This window comes from Sinomicrobium oceani, from assembly GCF_900119185.1.
Lineage (GTDB): Bacteria > Bacteroidota > Bacteroidia > Flavobacteriales > Flavobacteriaceae > Sinomicrobium > Sinomicrobium oceani.
The window spans coordinates 37,127-56,804 of the sequence record NZ_FPJE01000008.1; the positions used below are offsets into that span (position 1 = coordinate 37,127).

Genomic DNA, 19,678 nt, shown 5'->3' on the forward strand with positions numbered 1-19,678 from the left:
ACAGAATTTGTTGCGGTGTCTTAGCGACGTTTGCCGGGCTTTAAAGGCAAAGACCAGGAGGTCAGCCCGGATTTCCGGTTCGTTACCGGGAGGAAAAAATGCGGAACCCAAAATATTTTTGATGAAATCCGGGAAATAGATTAACTTAAACAAGCAATATTAAAAACCTACATACCATGAATTCCTTTTCAAGAAGAACAGCGCTAAAGACCATAGCACTTGGCAGCGGGGCCCTTGCCGTTTCTCCTCAACTGATGTTCGGGGCGAAAAACCGGGAAAAGCGGTTGGGGGTGGCCCTGGTAGGACTGGGATACTACAGTACGGATTTACTCGCTCCGGCCTTACAGCAAACGCGCAACTGCTATCTCGCGGGGATTGTTACGGGAACACCTTCCAAAGCAGAAATATGGAGTAAAAAATATAACATTCCGGAGCAGAATATCTATAACTATGACAACTTTGACACCATAGCGGATAATCCTGATATTGACGTGGTTTATGTGGTTTTACCACCATCCATGCACAAGGAATACGTTATTCGTGCTGCAGAAGCGGGAAAGCACGTATGGTGCGAAAAGCCTATGGCCTTAACCGTGCAGGAGTGCAGTGACATGATCGATTCCTGCCGCAAAAACAAACAATCGCTGGCTATTGGCTATCGCTTACAGCATGAACCGCACACACAGGAGTACAGGCGGATCGTCAAGGAAGAACTCCTCGGAAAAGTAAAGCAAGTCAATTGCGGAGCCGGATACCGGGATAACCGTACGGACCACTGGAAACAGAAGAAAGAGATGGGGGGAGGTGCTCTGTACGATATGGGCGTATATGCTATACAGGGAGCCCGTCTCGGATCGGGAATGGAACCTGTGGTGCTGGTCGCTGCCGATATATCCACGACAAGACCGGAGATATATACGAACGGCCTTGACGAAACGGCCGTAGCCCGGCTCGAATTTCCCGGCGGCGTATTTGCCGATATCAAAACCAGTTTCGGGGAATATGTAAATTTTCTGGATATTACCTGTGAGAAAGGAACCATAAAGTTTGCACCCTATTCGGAATACGAGGGATTAAAAGGGGAGAGTCCTTTGGGAGCGATCCGTTACGAATACAAACAGCCCTGGCAACAGATTAAACAAATGGACGATGACGCGCTGGCTATTATGGAAAACAGGCCTATGCAGGTGCCGGGAGAAGAAGGACTCCGGGATATACGCATCGTAGAAGCCATATATAAAGTGGCTTCGGAAGGCGGACAGGTGAAGTTTTAATGCCCGTAAGAACATTAAAGCCATAAGGATTCCGGAAAGCAGGCAGATCGTTTTTGTCAGGCTTTCCGGATTCATTATTTTTGACACGGACAAACCTGAAATCATGAACGTAAATATAGACGCCAGCTGGAAGGACAGGCTGGAGCCCGAATTTGAAAAAGCGTATTTTAAGTCGCTGGTACATTTTGTGAAGAACGAATACAGCCAATATACCTGTTACCCGAAAGGGAGTGAAATATTTTCGGCTTTCGATCATTGTAGTTTCGACGATGTCAATGTGGTCATCATCGGGCAGGATCCTTATCACGGTCCCGGTCAGGCCAACGGACTTTGTTTTTCGGTGAATGACGGGATTCCTCATCCTCCTTCCCTGATCAATATTTTCAGGGAGATCGAAACCGATCTTAACAAACCTTATCCCAAAAGCGGTAATCTCGAACGTTGGGCCGACCAGGGTGTGTTATTGCTCAATGCCACCCTCACGGTAAGGGCGCACCAGGCCGGAAGTCATCAGAACAAAGGTTGGGAAATTTTTACGGACGAAGTGATCCGTAAAGTGTCGGAAGAGAAAGAGCATGTAGTCTTCCTGTTATGGGGCGGTTATGCCAAACGGAAAGGGAGTAAAATAGATCGCAGTAAACACTGTGTACTCGAAACGGGGCATCCTTCGCCTTTAAGCGCAAACCGAGGACTGTGGTTTGGGAACAAACATTTCAGTAAGACCAATGCCTACCTGGAACGACAAGGACAAGAACCCATAGCGTGGTAGGAATAAAAAATGAGAAATCCCGGTCTGTTCCCTTAAACGAGCAGGGGCAGACCGGGTTTTTTAGTATGATTTTACGATCCTGTCGAAAGGAAGTCTTTCAGGGATCAGGCCGAGTTCCAGGAGTTGTTCCTGTACGGTTTCGAGAGTTTTGGCATCCATAGGAGACTGGCTCCACCTGGTTAGGGAAAGCCATTCCCTGATATCTTCGGGCTTCTGGTCGAAACGATTGGCCAGGGTCCTGTCTATACTCGGGATCTGTTTAAAATCTTCTGTGTAGGTATTGATCACATCGAGGATGTGCTTAATGACATGGCCTTCTTTCTCCAGGACCTCATTGCGTACGGCGATGACAAAGCACGGCCAGGGCGTAGGACAGTCACCCACGCGGCGAAATACGCCACGATCCACGAGAGGTTTGGTCATAAAGCGTTCCCACATAAAATAATCGGCCTTTCCCGAACGCAGCGCTTCCACAGCGCCGTCCATGGTATTTACGGTCTCAAAAGTAAGGGCTTCGGTATTCCATCCTTCACGACGGGCATTGACGTATGACATCAAATGCGATCCCGACCCCAGGCGGCTTATTGCCGCTTTTGTATTTTGCAGGTCACTTATTTCCCTGTACGGAGCATCGGCAGCCACATGGATACCCCAGATCAGGGGAGTAGCTATATAGGTCTGAACAATACGGGAAGGATTTCCTGCCGTAATATCCTTGACGATACCTTCGGTAAGGATGATAGCGATATCGGTTTCCCCATCCCGGAGCATACCGGACATTTTACCGGTACCTTCCGGGGTATCTGTCCATTGGAGATCGATACCCCGTTCTCTGAAAGCATCTTCCTCGATGGCAAAATGCCAGGGGAGATTAAAGTGTTCCGGTACGCCGGTTATTTTTATGGTTTTCATTGAAAATGATGTTTTATTGCGCTATTATTAAATTCAAAAAAGGTCAGCGTACGGAAGACACGCAGCGAAATCCGGTATGCTGCATACCCGTATCGGGTGATGATTTCATCCGTGAAGTCACACGGTATCCTTTGCAGTAGGAAGCATTACACAAAAAAGAACCTCCCCGGATTACCTTTTTCGGGATGCCCGGTTCCATAGGATCGTAGCTGTCCTTCGGGCCTGCAGGATTTTCTACAATACCTTTTCCGATATGTTCGTAGTAATCGCCCCGGTACCAGTCTGCACACCATTCCCATACATTTCCTGCCATATCGTATAATCCGTATCCGTTAGGTGCAAAAGATTTTACCGGTGCGGCCAGGGAGTAGCTATCCCAACCGGTATTCCGGTCCGGAAAATTTCCCTGCCAGGTATTGGCTTTGGGACTGCCTTGTTCTATATCTTCATTACCCCACGGATATTTACCGTCATCGAGTCCTCCGCGGGAGGCATATTCCCACTCGGCTTCCGTGGGAAGTCGCTTCCCGGCCCATCGGGCATACGCATTGGCATCGTCCCAGGAAATATGTACTACAGGATAATGGTCTTTTCCCGTAATAGAACTGTCCGGTCCTTCGGGATGTTTCCAGTTTGCACCTTTGACCCAGCTCCACCATTGCGAAGCATCATTTAGCGGCACAGGATAGGAAGGAGGATTGAATACCAGGGAAGCAGCGACAAAAAGACTGTCATGAGGTTTTGGAGTACCCGGAGGGAGCTGAGCTTTGAGATCTTCCCATTTCGGGGCCTTTTCGGCTGTCGTTATATAGCCCGTCGCTTCTGTAAATTCCCGGAACTGGGCGTTGGTCACTTCCGTTTCATCCATCCAGAAGCCATCTATCCTTACCAGATGGGTAGGATATTCATCGGGCCGGCCTTCATTGTCCGATGCTCCCATCTGAAACGTTCCGGCAGGAATCCATACCATTCCCTGATGTGATACCTGTCCTTCTGTGATTTCGGTGGTGGCAGTTCCGGAACGCGCAGGAAACCTTTCCGGAAGTCCTGTTTCACAGGAAGTAATGGTATCCGGTACTTTACGATGAGTGCCTTTTAGAACAGGCTCTTGTTTTTCCGGTTCCTTTTTAGGGGAACCGCAGGAAAGTATCAGGGAGGTGATCACGAGATATAAACCGTATGTACGAAGGGCGTTCCGGTGCATTTTTACAGAATTAGGCATTAAAGATACTAATTAACGGAAAAACGGGCGGTTTATATAGTTTCGGCAGCTAAAGAAATTAAAGGGTGGGGCCGTAAGAGGCAGGGAAGTGCAGGGACATAAAAAAACTCCCGGAAACCATGGTTCCCGGGAGTTCTGCTATGATGCTATTGCATTTTTCTAAAACTGATAACGGATACCGAGGGCGATATCCAGGTCAAGACCGTCCCTGTATGCATCCGTAAAACCTAATTCCGGACGGAAATCGAGGGACAAAATCAGCGGGATGTTGAAATTGTATTCGATACCCACATCACCTGCTACGAAAAAGAAGGCTCCACTGTCGTCCAGATCGTTGTTGTCGTAGCTACCAAGACCTCCACCGGCACCTGCGTACCAGTTGAAGTTACCTTCCAGGCTCCATACCCATTGGTATAAGCCGGTGAGTTTAAAGGCATCGACGTGGTCAGAGTCTCTCCAGCCCAGGTCGAGTTCCAGTCGGTTATTGGATCCTAAAGCTCTTTGATAAGAGATTTCCGCACCAAAACCTTTACTGTCTCCGAGACGCAGACCAAGAGCGTTAGGAGCGATTTCCTGTGCCTGGGATGTTGCCATAAACCCAAAGAATAAAACGGCTAAAAAAACGAAATTTTTCATAAACAGATATTATTAATTTAACAATATTTATAATGGAAGGTAGGGATTTTTTTTAACATTTATAACCTTTTTACTATTATTATTTGCGAATATGTTGTCAAAATAAGAAGATAAATCCTGAAAACTTCTTTCATTCAAGTTGTTAGAACTGGAAACGTACACCCAGGGCAATATCGAGATCGAGATCGTCCCTGTAATGGTCATTAAACCCGAATTCGGGGCGCATATCCAGCGAAATTACAAGGGGAATATCAAAATTGTATTCCAGACCTATATCCCCAGCAAGAAACACGAAAGTTCCGCTTCTGTCGAGCCTGTCATTATCAAAACTACCTATTCCGCCACCTGCACCGGCAAACCAGTTGAAATTACCGTCGAGCCTCCACACCCATTGGTGAAGCGCTGTAAGTTTGACGGCATCAACATGGTGAGAATTCCGCCATCCCAGGTCGAGTTCGAGACGGGTATTGCTTTGAAGTAATCTCTGGTAAGATACTTCAGCACCAAAACCATCACTGTCACCGATACGCAATCCGAGTGCGTTGGGAGAAATTCGCTGTGCCTGTGCAACGGAAGCTGCTCCGAATACGACAATTAAAAACAAGAATAATTTTCTCATATAGTCTGTTTTAACTTTGTTTAGTGACAATACAACGCTATTTTTACACAAATCTTATTAATGTCATGTTAAAATCTGACGATTTAAAGCTGGAAGGTAAGATCATTTTCGACGATCTTTATCGAAATATCTATGCCACAGACGCTTCCGTTTACCGAAAACTTCCGCTTGCGGTGGCTTATCCGCGAACAAAAGAGGATATAAAAAAGCTGATAGCCTATGCCGGAAAAGAGGGCGTGTCCCTGATTCCGCGTACGGCGGGGACTTCGCTTGCAGGACAATGTGTAGGGGAAGGGATCGTAATGGACGTATCGCGTTATTTCACCAGGATCATACAGGTTAATAAGGAAGAGAAAACTGTAGACGTGGAACCGGGAGTTATCCGTGACGAACTGAATACGCATCTGCACCTTTACGATCTTTTTTTCGGGCCTAATACCTCGACGTCCAACCGTTGTATGATCGGGGGGATGGTCGGCAATAATTCGAGCGGAACCACCTCTATTCAATATGGCGTAACGCGGGATAAGGTTCTGGAGATGGAAGCAATACTGTCCGACGGTTCGGAGGTTGTTTTTAAATCCCTGAATGCAGAAGAACTTCAGTTAAAACTTCAACAGGATGATCTTGAAGGTAAGATATACAGGGAGTTATGCGACATGTTGGAGCCGGAAGATATAAGGCAACAAATACGGGAGGCTTATCCAAAACCGGTGATTCACCGGAGAAACAACGGGTATGCCCTGGATGAGATTATCCGCCTGAAGCCTTTTGAGCCGGAAGGAGAAAACCTCAATTTGTGTAAACTGATATGCGGTAGTGAAGGGACGCTGGCTTTTATAACCCGGATAAAGCTGAGGCTGGAAGATCTCCCGCCGAAACACAGTGTAATGATTGCCGCGCATTTTGAAAGTATAGCCGAATGTCTGCGTGCGGTAGTTCCGGTCATGGAACACGATCTTTTTACCTGCGAGATGATGGACAAGGTGATACTGGATTGTACCCGCAATAACAAGGGGCAGGCAGCAAACCGGTTTTTTATCGAAGGCGACCCGATGGCAATCCTCATGCTCGAATTGCGATCGGACGATGAGGAGATGCTGGAGGAAAGAAAGAACAGCTTGGTATCGGTTTTGCTCCGGAGCGGACTGGGGTATGCTTACCCGGTATTATACGGGGACGACATCCAGAAAGCCCTGGAACTCCGCAAAGCAGGATTGGGATTGCTGGGTAATATCGTAGGTGATAAAAAAGCTGTGGCTTGTATAGAAGACACTGCCGTGGCCCTGGAAGATCTCGCATCCTATATCGGCGAATTTTCCGCTCTGATGAAAAAGTACGATCAGCGTGCGGTTTATTATGCTCATGCAGGAGCAGGCGAACTTCATTTACGCCCCATTCTCAACCTGAAAAGTTCGGAAGATGTAGCGATGTTCCGGCAGATAACGACAGATGTAGCACACCTGGTAAAGAAGTATAACGGCTCGCTCAGCGGGGAACACGGTGACGGTATGGTCCGATCCGAATTTATACGGCTGATGCTGGGCGAAGACAATTACCGGTTATTGGTTAAGGTTAAATCGCTTTTCGATCCGGAAGGTATTTTCAACCCCGGAAAGATCGTAAACCCGGCCCCGATGGATACTTCGCTGCGTTATGAAAAGGACCGTAAGGAGCCGGAAATTAATACGTTTCTCGATTTTTCGGATACGGAAGGTATTCTACGTGCTACAGAACAGTGTAATGGTAGCGGAGATTGTCGGAAAACGCATTGGTCTGCCGGGGCGATGTGCCCAAGCTATCATGCGACCAAAGATGAAAAGGATACGACCCGGGCACGTGCCAATACGTTGCGGGAGTTTCTGACGCAGTCTCCAAAGGAGAATCGTTTTGATCATGGCGAAATTAAAGAAGTACTGGATCTTTGCCTGAGTTGTAAAGCCTGTAGCAGCGAATGCCCGAGTAATGTGGATATGGCCACCCTCAAAGCGGAATCGCTCTATCAGTACCAGAAAGCAAACGGCACGAGTATCCGCGACAAGGCTTTTGCCTATACGACAAAACTCAACAGTATCACTGCTGTTTTCCCCTGGCTGATCAATGGGGTCTACAGAAACGTCCTGACTTCGGGCATGTTGAAAAGGATTGTAGGGATTGCTCCCGAACGCAGTTTTCCTCCATTGAAGCCTTTTAAGAAAAAAACCGCAGGAAACGGAACTGCATCAAGTGTGAAGACACATGCTCCGGTTATTCTTTTTATTGACGAATTTACGCGGTATCTGGACGGGAACGTCGGAAAGGATGCCGTGGAGCTCCTCGAAGGTCTTGGGTATACGGTAACTTTATTTAAGGGAGAAAGCGGCCGTACTTTTATTTCCAGGGGATTCCTGGAACAGGCCGCGGAAATAGCCGATAAGAATATAAAAGATTTAAAGGGGATGGTCACGGAGGAATCCGTGCTTGTTGGCCTCGAACCATCTGCAGTGCTTTCGTTCCGGGATGAATATATCAAAATGGCTAAAGATAAAGAAGCAGCCCGGTTACTGGCCAAACGCACATTGCTCATCGAGGAATTTCTCGCCAGGGAAATCCAAAAAGGTCATATTAGCGCCTCGCAGTTTACATCGGAAGCCAGGCAGGTGAAAATACATAACCACTGTCATCAAAAGGCATTGTCCGATCAGAAAGTGACCTTCGATGTCCTCAACCTGCCTGAAAATTATAAAGTGACGATCATAAACAGCGGATGTTGTGGCATGGCAGGATCTTTCGGGTATGAAAAAGAACATTACAAGGTAAGTATGAAGGTAGGGGAACTGCGGTTATTTCCTGCAGTGCGCCGTTCGGAAGAAGGTACTGTTATTGCAGCCAACGGTACCAGTTGCAGGCACCAGATTCTCGATGGTACGGGAATCCGGGCTAAACATCCTGTTACGGTATTGCGGGAAGCTTTGCGGATGGAGAGGGAGTATTTAGTTGGTTAGTTCGTAGTTGGTTAGGGGGGAGTTATTTGGTAATAGGTTATTGAGTTAATGAGTGGTGTACGGCTTTAGGCTACATAGAGGCGGCTGAGTGTTCCGGCCTGGCCGGAATGTATCGAAGCCCCGGTTTGGGTGAGTTGTTTGGTTTGTGGGATGTTGTAGTGAGCGATTATTTAGGTTGTGCGGGTATCTTAATACGGTATAAACGTGGACTTCTACATCGCGAAGCCCACGTTTGGTCTCCTATACGAAAAGGTACTATTTGCTATCGAGCAGAAAACGTTTCAGTTCTTCATACGAACTGATACTTCGCTTGATTTTTTCCTTATCCATAACGGCCCGGATCTGTTCCGGGATCTCTACTTGTACTCCGAGGGTGTCTTCGACGATATCGAGGAATTTTACGGGGTGTGCGGTCTCGAGGAATATCCCGGTTTTTCCCGGATTTTGCCCCAGGTATTTCTTTAAGCCCAGGTACCCGACGGCTCCATGAGGATCGGCCACATATCCGGATGCCGTGTATATGTTAGCCATGACTTTTCGCGTTTGGTCATCGGAGAAACTATACGATGAAAATTTCGCTTTCAGGGCTTCGATATCCTGGTCGAAAAATTGCTGTATCCTGACAAAATTGCTCGGATTTCCTACATCCATAGCATTGGATATGGTCTGTTTGGAAGGTTTCGGGCTGTACGTGCCGTTTTTCAGGTATTGGGGGACGGTATCGTTGATATTGGTAGCCGCTACAAAATGATCTACGGGAAGGCCCAGTTTACCGGCCATGATCCCGGCACATATATTTCCGAAATTTCCGCTGGGAACGGCAAATATGACATCCTTTTCTTTATGTTGCAATTGCTTGTAAGCAAAAAAGAAATAGAACATCTGGGGTAACCAGCGGGCTACGTTGATAGAATTGGCGGAGGTCAGATTTTTTTCGCCAAGGCTTTTATCGAGAAATGCCGTTTTAACCATGTCCTGACAATCGTCGAAAGTGCCATCGACTTCCAGCGCCCGGATATTTTTTCCGAGGGTGGTAAGTTGTCTTTCCTGGATATCGCTGACTTTCCCGGAAGGGTATAATATCACCACATCCACACCTTCTACACCCAGAAATCCGCTGGCTACGGCACCTCCGGTATCTCCGGAAGTAGCGACCAGCACTGTGACTTTCCCGGCGTCCTGTTTCCTGTTACGGTTAAAGTATCCCAGGCAACGGGCCATAAACCTCGCGCCTACATCTTTAAAAGCCATGGTAGGCCCGTGGAACAGTTCGAGGGCATAAATGTCATCTTCTACTTTCTCCAGGGGAAAATCAAAGGAGAGTGTTTCGGTAACAATATTTTGTAATTCGGCTTCGGGAATATCATCTCCCACGAATTGCTTTATAGCCATATATGCGATCTCCGGATTGGAAATGTTTTCCAGGTCTTTTATAAAGGTCGGATCCAACGGTTCTACGGTTTCGGGAAAATACAAGCCTTTGTCGGGAGCCAGACCTTGTATGACGGCATTCCGGAAAGAAGTCTTTTCACTGTTTCGGTTTAAACTGTAATAATTCATTATTTCTTCAAGTTGAGATGGTTCAGTATAAATTTTACGCGGCTCTCCACATCTGTTTTCGGGAGTTCCACGATATGGTAATGCATTGCGGTATAGGTCTCACCCATAATTTCATAGGTTTTCAGAGCTTCTTCAAAATCCTGTTTTCGCTCATTATCCGTATGGTATATCTTTTCCCAGGCCGGAAATAGAAATACTTTAGTATTGTAACGGTATCTTGCCGCTTCTTCGTTCTGTGCTTCGGACAACGGGATGTTCTCGAGACGGGAATAGGCGATAGTATCGGGTATCCCTCTGTCGAAAAACAGGATGTCTTCTGTCTTGTTTCCGGCGGCTGTACGATAGGAATCTATGGAATTATACAGCATGAGATCCCTGTACTTTTCCTTGTTTTTCCAGGGTAGTGCATCGCCGTTATGTGCTGTTTGGTCGCGGATGATATCGCGTGCCACTTCCGGCACATAGCGTATACCGGAACGGTTGAGGGCTTTTAATGTAGTTGTTTTCCCTACTCCCGGTCCTCCCGTAAAGACATAAAAACTGTTTTCTTCGTGTAAATCCTGTTGAAGCATAGCAATCTTTTCAGGAAATAATACGCATTCCAACAGGATTGATCCCCGACACATGTACATCAAAGTCAATACCGGCATCGGCGTAAATTCCCGCCATGCTTTCCGCAACTTCAGCAGCATTGGCCTGTCCTTTGCAAAGTGCAAAAATAGAAGGCCCCGATCCGGATATTCCGCCTCCGAGGGCCCCGGCTTCCAATGCAGCTCGTTTCACGTCGTCGAATTTGGGAATAAGCAGGCTTCGCAAAGGCTCGATAATCACATCGTGAAGCGAGCGTGCTATAAGCTCGTAATCCTCCGTATAGAGTCCGCTGACCAGTCCGCCCATATTTCCCCATTGCTGGATCGCTTTCTTCAAGGGAACGGAATGTTTGAGTACCGAGCGGGCATCAGCCGTTTTGACTTCGATCTGCGGATGGATAACAGCGGCAAAAAGTGCTCCGGGAGTATGAAGCTTTATCACATCGAGGGGTTCATAACTGCGTACAAGCGAGAAACCACCGAGAAGGGCAGGGGCTACATTATCGGCATGAAGAGCACCACTTGCGAGCTTTTCTCCTTCCATGGCAAACGGAAGGAGCTCTTTTGCCGTAAAAGGCTCTCCGAGTAACTTGTTGATCCCGAAAACAGCGCCTGCCGCACTCGCAGCACTGCTTCCAATACCGCTTCCGGGTTTGATCTTTTTGTAAATTTCGATCTCAAAGCCTTGCTTGCTGCCCAATGCCTTCAGCATAGCCATAGCGGATACACCGGCTACGTTTTTTTCGGCCTCCAGCGGCAGGTCCTGACCTTCGATGCGGGTAATGGACACTTCGCCCTTATCGGTTTTCCGGATGACCATCTCGTCCCCAACGTTGTCCAGACACAGCCCAAGGACGTCAAATCCGCAGGTGACATTGGCTATAGTAGCCGGACAAAATATTCGTAATTCGTTCATGGTGTTGTTATTGGAGTTTTAAGGATGTTTATTACCGTTGTAAAAGGATTAAATAAACATCCTTAAAATACGCTCGTTTTACATATTTCCTGCTCTTATGATATCTGCAAAGATCCCTGAGGCCGTTACATCGGCACCTGCACCGGCTCCTTTGACCAGTAAGGGCTGTTCGCTGTATCTCTCGGTAAAGAACAATACGATATTGTCTTTTCCTTCGAGATTGTAGAACGGGTGGTCCTTGGGGATGTGCTGCAGGCCTACCTTAGCTTTCCCGTTTTCGAACTGGGCCACATATTTCAGCCGGCATCCCTCGGAAGCAGCATCGGTATATATTTTTTCGAAATGCGATTTGTGTGTAACCAGCGATTTGTAGAAGTCATCGACTGTTACGGTATCCAGGCTTTCCTGAGGGAGGAATGATTCGTTTTCGATGTCGCTGATTTCCAGTTGATAACCGCTTTCCCTGGCAAGGATAAGTATTTTTCGCATGACATCGATACCACTCAGGTCGATCTTCGGGTCCGGTTCGGTATAACCTTCTTCCTGGGCCTGTTTTACCACATCATGAAAAGCACTGTTACTATCAAAATTATTGAAAACAAAGTTAAGGCTTCCCGAAAGTACGGCCTGTATCTTATTGACTTTATCGCCGGAAGCCACGAGATTTTTCAGTGTATCGATGATCGGTAACCCGGCACCCACATTGGTTTCGAACAGGAAAGGGGCATTGTACTTCCTGGACAGATCCTTCAACAGCGAGTAATGCTCAAAGTCCGATGAACAGGCTATTTTATTACAGGTAACCACGGCAATGCTGTTTTTGAGATAATCCGCATAGGTCGCGGCAACGATATCGCTGGCCGTATTATCCACAAAAATGCTGTTCCTCAGGTTGAGTTCCTTTACTTTTTCAAAGAATCTTTCCTTGCTTGCGGTTTCTCCGTTGTCGAGACATTCTTTCCAGTTTTCGAGTTCGATGCCGTTGTCTTCGAAATACATTTTTCTGGAATTGGAAAGCGCTACCACCCTGACATTGAGTTTCAGCTTTTCCTTGAGGTATTTCTTCTGGCGATCGATCTGGTTCAGGAATTTCTCTCCCACATTTCCCACACCCATCACAAAGATATTGAGCTGCTTTACATGGTCTTCAAAAAAGCGTTCGTGCAAGGTGTTGAGCGCTTTTTTAACATCGGATTTATGAATCACTGCGGAGATGTTGCGTTCCGAAGCTCCCTGTGCTATAGCGCGGATATTAACATTGTTTTGTCCCAATGCACTGAACATCTTACCGCTGAGTCCCTGGTGACTCTTCATGTTATCGCCGACGAGGGCTATGATGGCCAGTTCGCTTTCTACGACAACAGGATTTAGTTTTTTGGTAGCGATCTCATATTCGAAAGCTTCATTGATGGCTTTCCCTGCCTTTTCCATGTCCTTTTCGGCTATCCCTATACAGATGGAGTGCTCGGAAGACGCCTGTGTTATGAGTGCCACGTTGATATTATGGAGGGATAATACTTCAAAGAAACGTTTGGAAATTCCGGATATTCCTACCATGCCACTTCCTTCGAGTGAAAGGAGCGCTATATTTTCGATATGGCTTATTCCCCGTACGGGCCGTGATGAACCATTGGTGTTTTTGCGTATAAAAGTCCCTTTTTCTTCCGGGGCAAAAGTATTCCGGATATGTATGGGAATACCCCGGAGTAAGACGGGTTGTATGGTAGGCGGATAGAGTACTTTGGCCCCGAAATGCGAGAGTTCCATAGCTTCTTCATAAGAAATATCCGGGATGGCAAATGCCTGTTTTACCAGTTTGGGATTGGCGGTGTACATACCGCTGACATCGGTCCATATTTCCAGTACCGAAGCGTGTACGGCCCCTGCTATGATCGCAGCGGTATAATCCGAACCACCTCTGCCGAGCGTTGTGGAATTTCCATGAACCGAAGAAGCTATAAAGCCCGGAAGTACGATTGTTCTGTAAGTTACCGTGCCGAAATAAGTTTCACATAGGTGATTGGTGGTTGTAAAGTCTACAGCAGCCTTTCCGTAACTTTCATCGGTTTTTATAAGCGATCTGCTGTCTTTATGGATGGCATCCATACCCGCTGATACAAAGTATTCCCCTATGATATACGAAGAAAGTAACTCTCCGTATCCCAGTATCCTGTCCAGCAGTTTCGGAGTTGTTTCCCCGATCAGAAAGGCTCCTTCGAGTAGTGTTTCGAGCGTATTCAGTTCTCTTTTTATCGCACTGAGCGCTTTGCTTTGCGAAGAGACCGGAAGTAGTTCCCGGGCCGTATCGAGATGTCGCTTTTCTATTTCTTCAATGATCTGCGTATAGGCTTCATTGCGTTCGGCAGCCTGCTCGGCAGCTTTCAGAAGAAGATCGGTTACGCCGCCCAAAGCAGAAACAACAACAATTTGTTTGTGGTCTCTGGCATTGCTTTCTATACTATTTTTTACCAATTTTATACGTTCAGCATTGGCAACGGACGAACCTCCGAATTTTAAAACTTTCATGTGTGAAAAAATCTTGAGTTGATTATATGTATTAAGGGTTTGAAGTTTGGTTCAAACAGAAAATTAATATGGATTATATGAAAGAAATTATACCCCAAAGGGGGTAATAATACCGGTAGAAATAATGCCAAAAGAAATCATCCCGGATGTAGAAATACATCCTTTTGAAGTAACGGGTGATATGTTAGAAGCTTTTGACACTTAATTGAATTATTAACAGTTCAAATGTAGTACTTTTGTCAATAGGAGCAAACATTTTTTGAAGTTTTGCGAAATTATTAATGAAAAAATAAAAACGTAGCATAATGAATATTTTTTCTCAGGAACAAATACGTGAAGCTGACAGATTAACAATATTAAATCAGAATATATCGGGTAATGCCCTCATGGAAAGGGCGGGGGATCGGGTTTTCGAATGGCTGGATCACAGGTTACAGGGCAATCCGGTACAAATCCATATTTTTTGTGGTATCGGTAATAACGGTGGCGACGGCCTGGTTGTGGCCCGGAAACTACTCGAAAGCGGATATCATGTCAAGGCCTATGTCGTGGATTTCGGATCTAAAAGATCACCCGATTTTCTCCTGAATCTCGACAGGATAAAGAGTATGAAGCACTGGCCGGAGCATTTCAACGGAGATAGCGGAGAGGTGTTACCTGTTATCTGGCCTAAAGATGTCGTTGTCGATGCGATTTTCGGTATCGGGCTCAACCGGCCGCCTTCCGATTGGGTAGCACAGATCATCCGGCATATTAATGCAGCGGGAGCTTTTGTGCTCTCCATAGACATTCCTTCGGGAATTTTTATGGAAAAAGCCACCACAAAGGGAAGCGCCGTTGTTCAGGCGACACATACACTGACCTTCCAGATACCTAAGCTGATATTTTTCCTCCCGGAAACAGGAAGCTTCACGACTTCCTGGGAAGTGCTGGATATAGGCCTCGACCGGGATTTCCTTCAGCAGACCGAGCCCGAAGCCATACTGGTAGGGAAAAGTGAGGCTCTGAGCCTGTACAGGCCGCGGACGCGGTTTTCTCATAAAGGAACGTATGGTCATGCTCTTGTGATAGGAGGAAGTTACGGAAAAGCAGGTGCTGCCCGGCTTGCTTCGGAAGCGTGCCTTGTTGCCGGAGCCGGACTGGTTACCGCCTATATTCCACAATGTGCCTATCAGGTATTGCAAACCTCTTTACCGGAAATTATGGTACTTACGGATACTAATGAAACCCATATTTCGGAGATAAGCTTTGATATAAAGCCCCAAGCCATAGGTATAGGTATAGGCATGGGAAAACACCCTGCCACGGTCGATGCCTTTCGGGCATTTCTCAGGAATACGGACATTCCGCTGGTTATCGATGCGGATGCACTGAATATATTATCCGAAAACAAAGAATTGCTGAAAGACATTCCGCAAAACGCCGTGCTGACCCCGCATCCGAAAGAGCTCGAGAGACTTATTGGTCCCTGGGATAACGACAGGGAAAAGCTTGATAAGGCCAGAACGTTTTCCAAAACCCATGGGGTCGTATTGGTGATAAAGGATGCGCATACCATGGTTTTGCACGATGATAAGCTGTATGTAAACAGCACCGGAAATCCGGGTATGGCAACGGGAGGTAGCGGTGATGTACTGACCGGGATCATCACCGGTCTGATCGGGCAGGGATATCCCAGTCTGCACGCAGCTGTACTCGGAGTGTATCTCCACGGAAAAGCGGGAGATCTGGCAGCGGTTCGTACGGGATATGAAGCGCTGAGGGCAGGAAGTATCATAACAGCCTTGGGCGATGCCTTTCTCGATCTCTTTGCCCGCCCGGAAGTTCAGCAGGAAACTGCACAGGAAAACAGTAAATAGGTCCCGGAAATCATAGATTTCCGGTTTTTGCTTTTCATATTAAATAATTAGCAATAAAAACTTGGATTTTCTGGTTTGAATATGGAATTTTGACCGATTTTACAATGATTACAGGAATGAAGGATACACATTATATATGCACGGATATACTGAACCTGGAACAAATACTCGATATTGTCCGGAATAAAAAGAAGATCGCGCTATCCGAAGAGGCTAAGGTCAATATCAGGAAGTGCAGGGAATTCCTGGATGAAAAGCTTAAAAATCAAAAAGATCCTATCTATGGGATCAATACCGGCTTCGGGTCGTTATACCATGTAAAGATATCCGGAGAGCATCTGAACAAATTGCAGGAAAATCTGGTTATGTCTCATGCCTGCGGGACAGGGGAAAAAGCACCTGTCGATATTGTAAAGCTTATGCTTTTGCTGAAGATACAGTCACTTTCTTACGGATATAGTGGTGTGCAGTTATCTACGGCGCAACGTCTTGTGGATTTTTATAACAATGATGTTATCCCTGTGGTTTACACTCAGGGATCGCTGGGAGCCTCCGGAGATCTTGCTCCTCTTGCACACCTTGCTTTGCCGTTGATAGGCAAAGGAGAAGTGTATTACCGCGGAGATGTCATCTCAGCAACCGAGATACTGAAAATTATGGGGTGGGAACCGGTGCAACTGCAGTCCAAGGAAGGTCTTGCATTGCTGAATGGCACTCAGTTTATGGGGGCTTACGGGGTTTCACTGGTCATAAAATCTTATAAGCTTTCTTACCTGGCCGATCTTATAGGGAGTGTGTCGCTCGAAGCTTATGACGGGAGAATAGAGCCTTTTGATGCGTCTATTCACCTCATACGTCCGCATCGCGGACAGGTGAAAACTGCGGAAAGGATATCGGGTTTTCTGGAAGGTAGTGAGCTGATCGGGCGAAAAAAGAAACATGTGCAAGATCCGTATTCCTTCCGTTGTATGCCGCAGGTGCACGGGGCCACGAAAGACACGCTCCATTTTGTGCGGAAAACATTCAAAACGGAGATAAATTCCGTGACGGACAATCCTAATATTTTCCTGGAGGAGGATAAGATACTGTCGGGCGGTAATTTTCACGGCCAGACACTTGCGCTTGCCCTGGATTATCTTTCCATAGCAATGGCCGAACTCGGTAATATCTCGGAGCGCAGGACGTATCAGTTGGTTTCCGGCCTGCGGGGGTTGCCTGCATTTCTGGTCAACGACCCCGGACTTAATTCCGGACTGATGATTCCGCAGTATACGGCTGCCAGTATCGTAAGTCAGAATAAACAACTGGCTGTCCCCGCGAGTACAGATAGCATTGTGTCCTCTAACGGACAGGAAGATCATGTGAGTATGGGGGCTAATGCAGCGACCAAGTGTCTGCGTCTGCTGGACAATGTGGAGCGGATACTTGCTATCGAACTGCTCAATGCTTCACAGGCACTGGTTTTCAGAGAGCCGGCGAAAACATCACCTGTCCTGGAACGTTTTCTCAACGCTTTCCGGGAAAAGGTACCTTTTATCAGTCAGGACAGGATTCTGCACAACGATATTATGGCGGCAATTTCATTTCTGGATAATTTGGAGATAGGGGAGGAGATGCTCGCTGATTAAGGGATATTCATTAAAAAATAGCGGCATTAGTTTTTAGGGATATCTGCTGTGCGGATAGTGCTGTCGATCCAGGACCTCGCATTTTCCAGGTTGTAAAAGAATTGAAAGGGCTTTTTACAGAACAGTTCTTCGATCCTGGAGCTCAGCCGTTGTGCCGTAGTACTTACTACCACAGCAATCGCTATAAAATTATCTATTTTTTCGAGTTCAAGATACGTAAAAGGATCGACGGAATACGAATATATCCTATGGGAAATATAACCGAATGGTCTGTCCTGAAAATTTTCTTTACAAAGCGAAAGTAACAAATCCTGTTGTTCAATGACCATATGTACCCCTTCGTTAATTTCTGAAATAACGTAATTTTCATAAAATTCCAGATATCCGAAGTCCAGCTTAATTTTTTTCGGCATAATATAAAGGACAAATCCAATTAAAATAACTATTATTAAGGTGACCGGGTTGTTTAGAAAGGATACGGTAAAAGTACACTGTGGATGAAGGGGATAGAAAAAAAATAGATGAAAAGCATATATATCCGAAGAACATCCCGTTAAACAGGAGGGGATGTCATTCTTCAAGAATAAATAATAGAAAACGGAACCCACAGAGGGTTCCGTAAATTAATTTGGTATAGGGTATACCCCAATGTATTACAACTGTATTTAAGGCTTAGTGTTTCGGGTTATATTTCAGATATTTTTCTATGGCCCCTATCATCAGGGAAGCAATGTCCTTTTCGGTTGCGGTTTCTATACCTTCCAGTCCGGGAGAAGAATTCACTTCGAGCAGGAGCGGTCCCTTGGAAGACCTGATAATATCTACTCCGGCCACCTGAAGTCCCATGGCTTTTGCCGCTTTTACCGCAATTTTCTTTTCTTCCGAGGTGACCTTGATCAGTGAGGCCGTTCCTCCGAGGTGCATATTGGCCCTGAACTCTCCGGGAGGCGCTTCTCTTTGCATCGCGGCTACAACCTTACCGTCTATAACAAAACAGCGTATATCCTTACCGTTGGCTTCCTTGATGAATTCCTGTACCAGAATATTGGCATTCAAACTCTTAAAAGCATTGATAACACTTTCTGCTGCTTTTTTGGTTTCCGCCAGTACTACGCCTTTACCCTGGGTGCCTTCGAGCAATTTGATGATAAGCGGAGATCCTCCGACCATTTTAATGAGGTCGTTGGTGTCGAGCGGAGAATTTGCAAAACCGGTTGTAGGAATATCGATGCCATTATTGAGTAATAGCTGAAGGGAAAAGAGCTTATCCCTGGACTGGCTGATGGCCGCCGCACTGTTGAGGCAGAAAATCTTCTGAGATTCGAATTGCCTGGTCAGAGCACACCCGTAAAAGGTCATGGAAGGGCGAATACGAGGGATCACCGCGTCGAGATCATTGAGCATCTTTCCCCCCCGGTAATGAATTTCGGGAGTCTTGGCATCGAGCTTCATATAACATTGCCGGATGTTGAAGAACTGAACATCATGACCTCTCCGTTCCCCGGCCTCTATGATCCTGCGGTTACTGTACAGATCCGGGTTGCTGGCCAGCAGCCCGATCTTGAGTCCGTTCAGGCTTTCTACTTTAAGATTGTATTTGCTTTCGACATCATCATCAGACATGGCCCCGAGCAGAAAGCTGCTTTCCGGATCGACGAGCATACGGCCCATCATGGCCTCTCTCCCGAGGAGCATTCTATACCCCATAGTATCCCTGTTGGTCAGGGTGAGTTCGATGTCCCAGGCCGATCCGCTAATATGTAGGGAAGTACGGATGACATAACGATTTTCCCGGTTTCCGGTAGAACTCTTGATGACTCTTTTATCTATAACCAGGGCTTCGCAATGAATCAGTTTTTTGCCATTATTCTGAATCGGGAACACATCGAAAGTTACCCAGGTCTCATTATTACGGAGAAAAGGGTTGATATTAACGGCATGCAGGGCAGAGGTCTTGGCACCGCTGTCTACACGTACTTTTATGGCGGGAATATGAAGCTGGGGGAGGCTGACCCACTCTTCACTTCCGACGATGGTCTTGTTTTCTATCATGGTATGTTTTGTGTATGTAAATGGTTGTTTTTAAAACGCGGCAAATAAACTACAATTCACGAAAAGTATAAAAGAAAAAAGTGTAAATATAACGTTATCTTTTATACGGGTATTCGTCGTGAGACGATGTA

15 protein-coding genes are annotated in these 19,678 nt (G+C 46.5%); 5 read left to right on the forward strand and 10 right to left on the reverse strand.

Translation table 11 applies throughout. The annotated features are described in order from the left end of the window. Positions 1-176: 176 nt before the first annotated feature. Both BT112_RS08575 and BT112_RS08580 read left to right on the forward strand, forming a co-directional pair. On the forward strand, positions 177-1,274 hold the full coding sequence (locus BT112_RS08575; protein WP_072316961.1) for a Gfo/Idh/MocA family protein: 1,098 nt from the start codon (positions 177-179) through the stop codon (positions 1,272-1,274). A gap of 103 nt (positions 1,275-1,377) precedes the next feature. Beyond that, a complete protein-coding gene (locus BT112_RS08580) occupies positions 1,378-2,043 on the forward strand; it encodes a uracil-DNA glycosylase (RefSeq protein WP_072316962.1) in 666 nt (221 codons plus the stop codon). Positions 2,044-2,103: 60 nt separating this feature from the next. On the opposite strand, the gene BT112_RS08585 is transcribed toward BT112_RS08580, so the two are convergent. From BT112_RS08585 to BT112_RS08600, 4 genes are all read right to left on the reverse strand, one after another. Continuing rightward, the gene (locus BT112_RS08585) at positions 2,104-2,955 is read right to left on the reverse strand and encodes a substrate-binding domain-containing protein (RefSeq protein WP_072316963.1); all 852 of its coding nucleotides are present in this window, start codon (positions 2,953-2,955) and stop codon (positions 2,104-2,106) included. Positions 2,956-2,998: 43 nt separating this feature from the next. Then, positions 2,999-4,177 carry a formylglycine-generating enzyme family protein gene (locus tag BT112_RS08590; protein WP_245777004.1) on the reverse strand — a complete coding sequence of 393 codons (1,179 nt, stop codon included), beginning with the start codon at positions 4,175-4,177 and terminating at the stop codon, positions 2,999-3,001. Positions 4,178-4,336: 159 nt separating this feature from the next. After that, complete coding sequence (locus BT112_RS08595) at positions 4,337-4,813, reverse strand: hypothetical protein (RefSeq protein WP_072316965.1); 477 nt, start codon at positions 4,811-4,813, stop codon at positions 4,337-4,339. 142 nt (positions 4,814-4,955) lie between these two features. Next, on the reverse strand, positions 4,956-5,432 hold the full coding sequence (locus BT112_RS08600; protein WP_072316966.1) for a hypothetical protein: 477 nt from the start codon (positions 5,430-5,432) through the stop codon (positions 4,956-4,958). Between the two features lie 65 nt (positions 5,433-5,497). Here BT112_RS08600 and BT112_RS08605 point away from each other — a divergent pair, with 65 nt between their 5' ends. Then, positions 5,498-8,416 carry an FAD-binding and (Fe-S)-binding domain-containing protein gene (locus tag BT112_RS08605; protein WP_072316967.1) on the forward strand — a complete coding sequence of 973 codons (2,919 nt, stop codon included), beginning with the start codon at positions 5,498-5,500 and terminating at the stop codon, positions 8,414-8,416. 255 nt (positions 8,417-8,671) lie between these two features. Here BT112_RS08605 and thrC read toward each other — a convergent pair whose 3' ends face one another. The 4 genes from thrC to thrA form a co-directional block, all read right to left on the reverse strand. Beyond that, positions 8,672-9,976 (reverse strand): threonine synthase, encoded by a 1,305-nt coding sequence (thrC, locus tag BT112_RS08610; RefSeq protein WP_072316968.1) that lies wholly within the window; start codon positions 9,974-9,976, stop codon positions 8,672-8,674. Beyond that, on the reverse strand, positions 9,976-10,548 hold the full coding sequence (locus BT112_RS08615) for an AAA family ATPase (protein WP_072316969.1): 573 nt from the start codon (positions 10,546-10,548) through the stop codon (positions 9,976-9,978). Before BT112_RS08615 ends, thrC begins: the two co-directional genes overlap by 1 nt. Before the next feature lie 10 nt (positions 10,549-10,558). Further along, positions 10,559-11,482: a homoserine kinase gene (locus BT112_RS08620; RefSeq protein WP_072316970.1), complete on the reverse strand. Its 924-nt coding sequence runs from the start codon at positions 11,480-11,482 to the stop codon at positions 10,559-10,561. Between the two features lie 78 nt (positions 11,483-11,560). Next, positions 11,561-14,008: a bifunctional aspartate kinase/homoserine dehydrogenase I gene (thrA, locus tag BT112_RS08625; protein WP_072316971.1), complete on the reverse strand. Its 2,448-nt coding sequence runs from the start codon at positions 14,006-14,008 to the stop codon at positions 11,561-11,563. Positions 14,009-14,313: 305 nt separating this feature from the next. Here thrA and BT112_RS08630 point away from each other — a divergent pair, with 305 nt between their 5' ends. Together BT112_RS08630 and hutH are read left to right on the forward strand one after the other, a co-directional pair. Next, positions 14,314-15,867 carry a bifunctional ADP-dependent NAD(P)H-hydrate dehydratase/NAD(P)H-hydrate epimerase gene (locus BT112_RS08630; RefSeq protein ID WP_072316972.1) on the forward strand — a complete coding sequence of 518 codons (1,554 nt, stop codon included), beginning with the start codon at positions 14,314-14,316 and terminating at the stop codon, positions 15,865-15,867. 116 nt (positions 15,868-15,983) lie between these two features. Then, complete coding sequence (hutH, locus tag BT112_RS08635; RefSeq protein WP_072317091.1) at positions 15,984-17,495, forward strand: histidine ammonia-lyase; 1,512 nt, start codon at positions 15,984-15,986, stop codon at positions 17,493-17,495. A gap of 26 nt (positions 17,496-17,521) precedes the next feature. Here hutH and BT112_RS08640 read toward each other — a convergent pair whose 3' ends face one another. Together BT112_RS08640 and rimK are read right to left on the reverse strand one after the other, a co-directional pair. Next, positions 17,522-17,908, reverse strand: a complete 387-nt coding sequence (locus BT112_RS08640) for a hypothetical protein (RefSeq protein WP_072316973.1) — start codon at positions 17,906-17,908, stop codon at positions 17,522-17,524. A 259-nt stretch (positions 17,909-18,167) separates the two neighbouring features. Next, positions 18,168-19,547 (reverse strand): 30S ribosomal protein S6--L-glutamate ligase, encoded by a 1,380-nt coding sequence (gene rimK / locus BT112_RS08645; protein ID WP_072316974.1) that lies wholly within the window; start codon positions 19,545-19,547, stop codon positions 18,168-18,170. Positions 19,548-19,678: the final 131 nt, after the last annotated feature.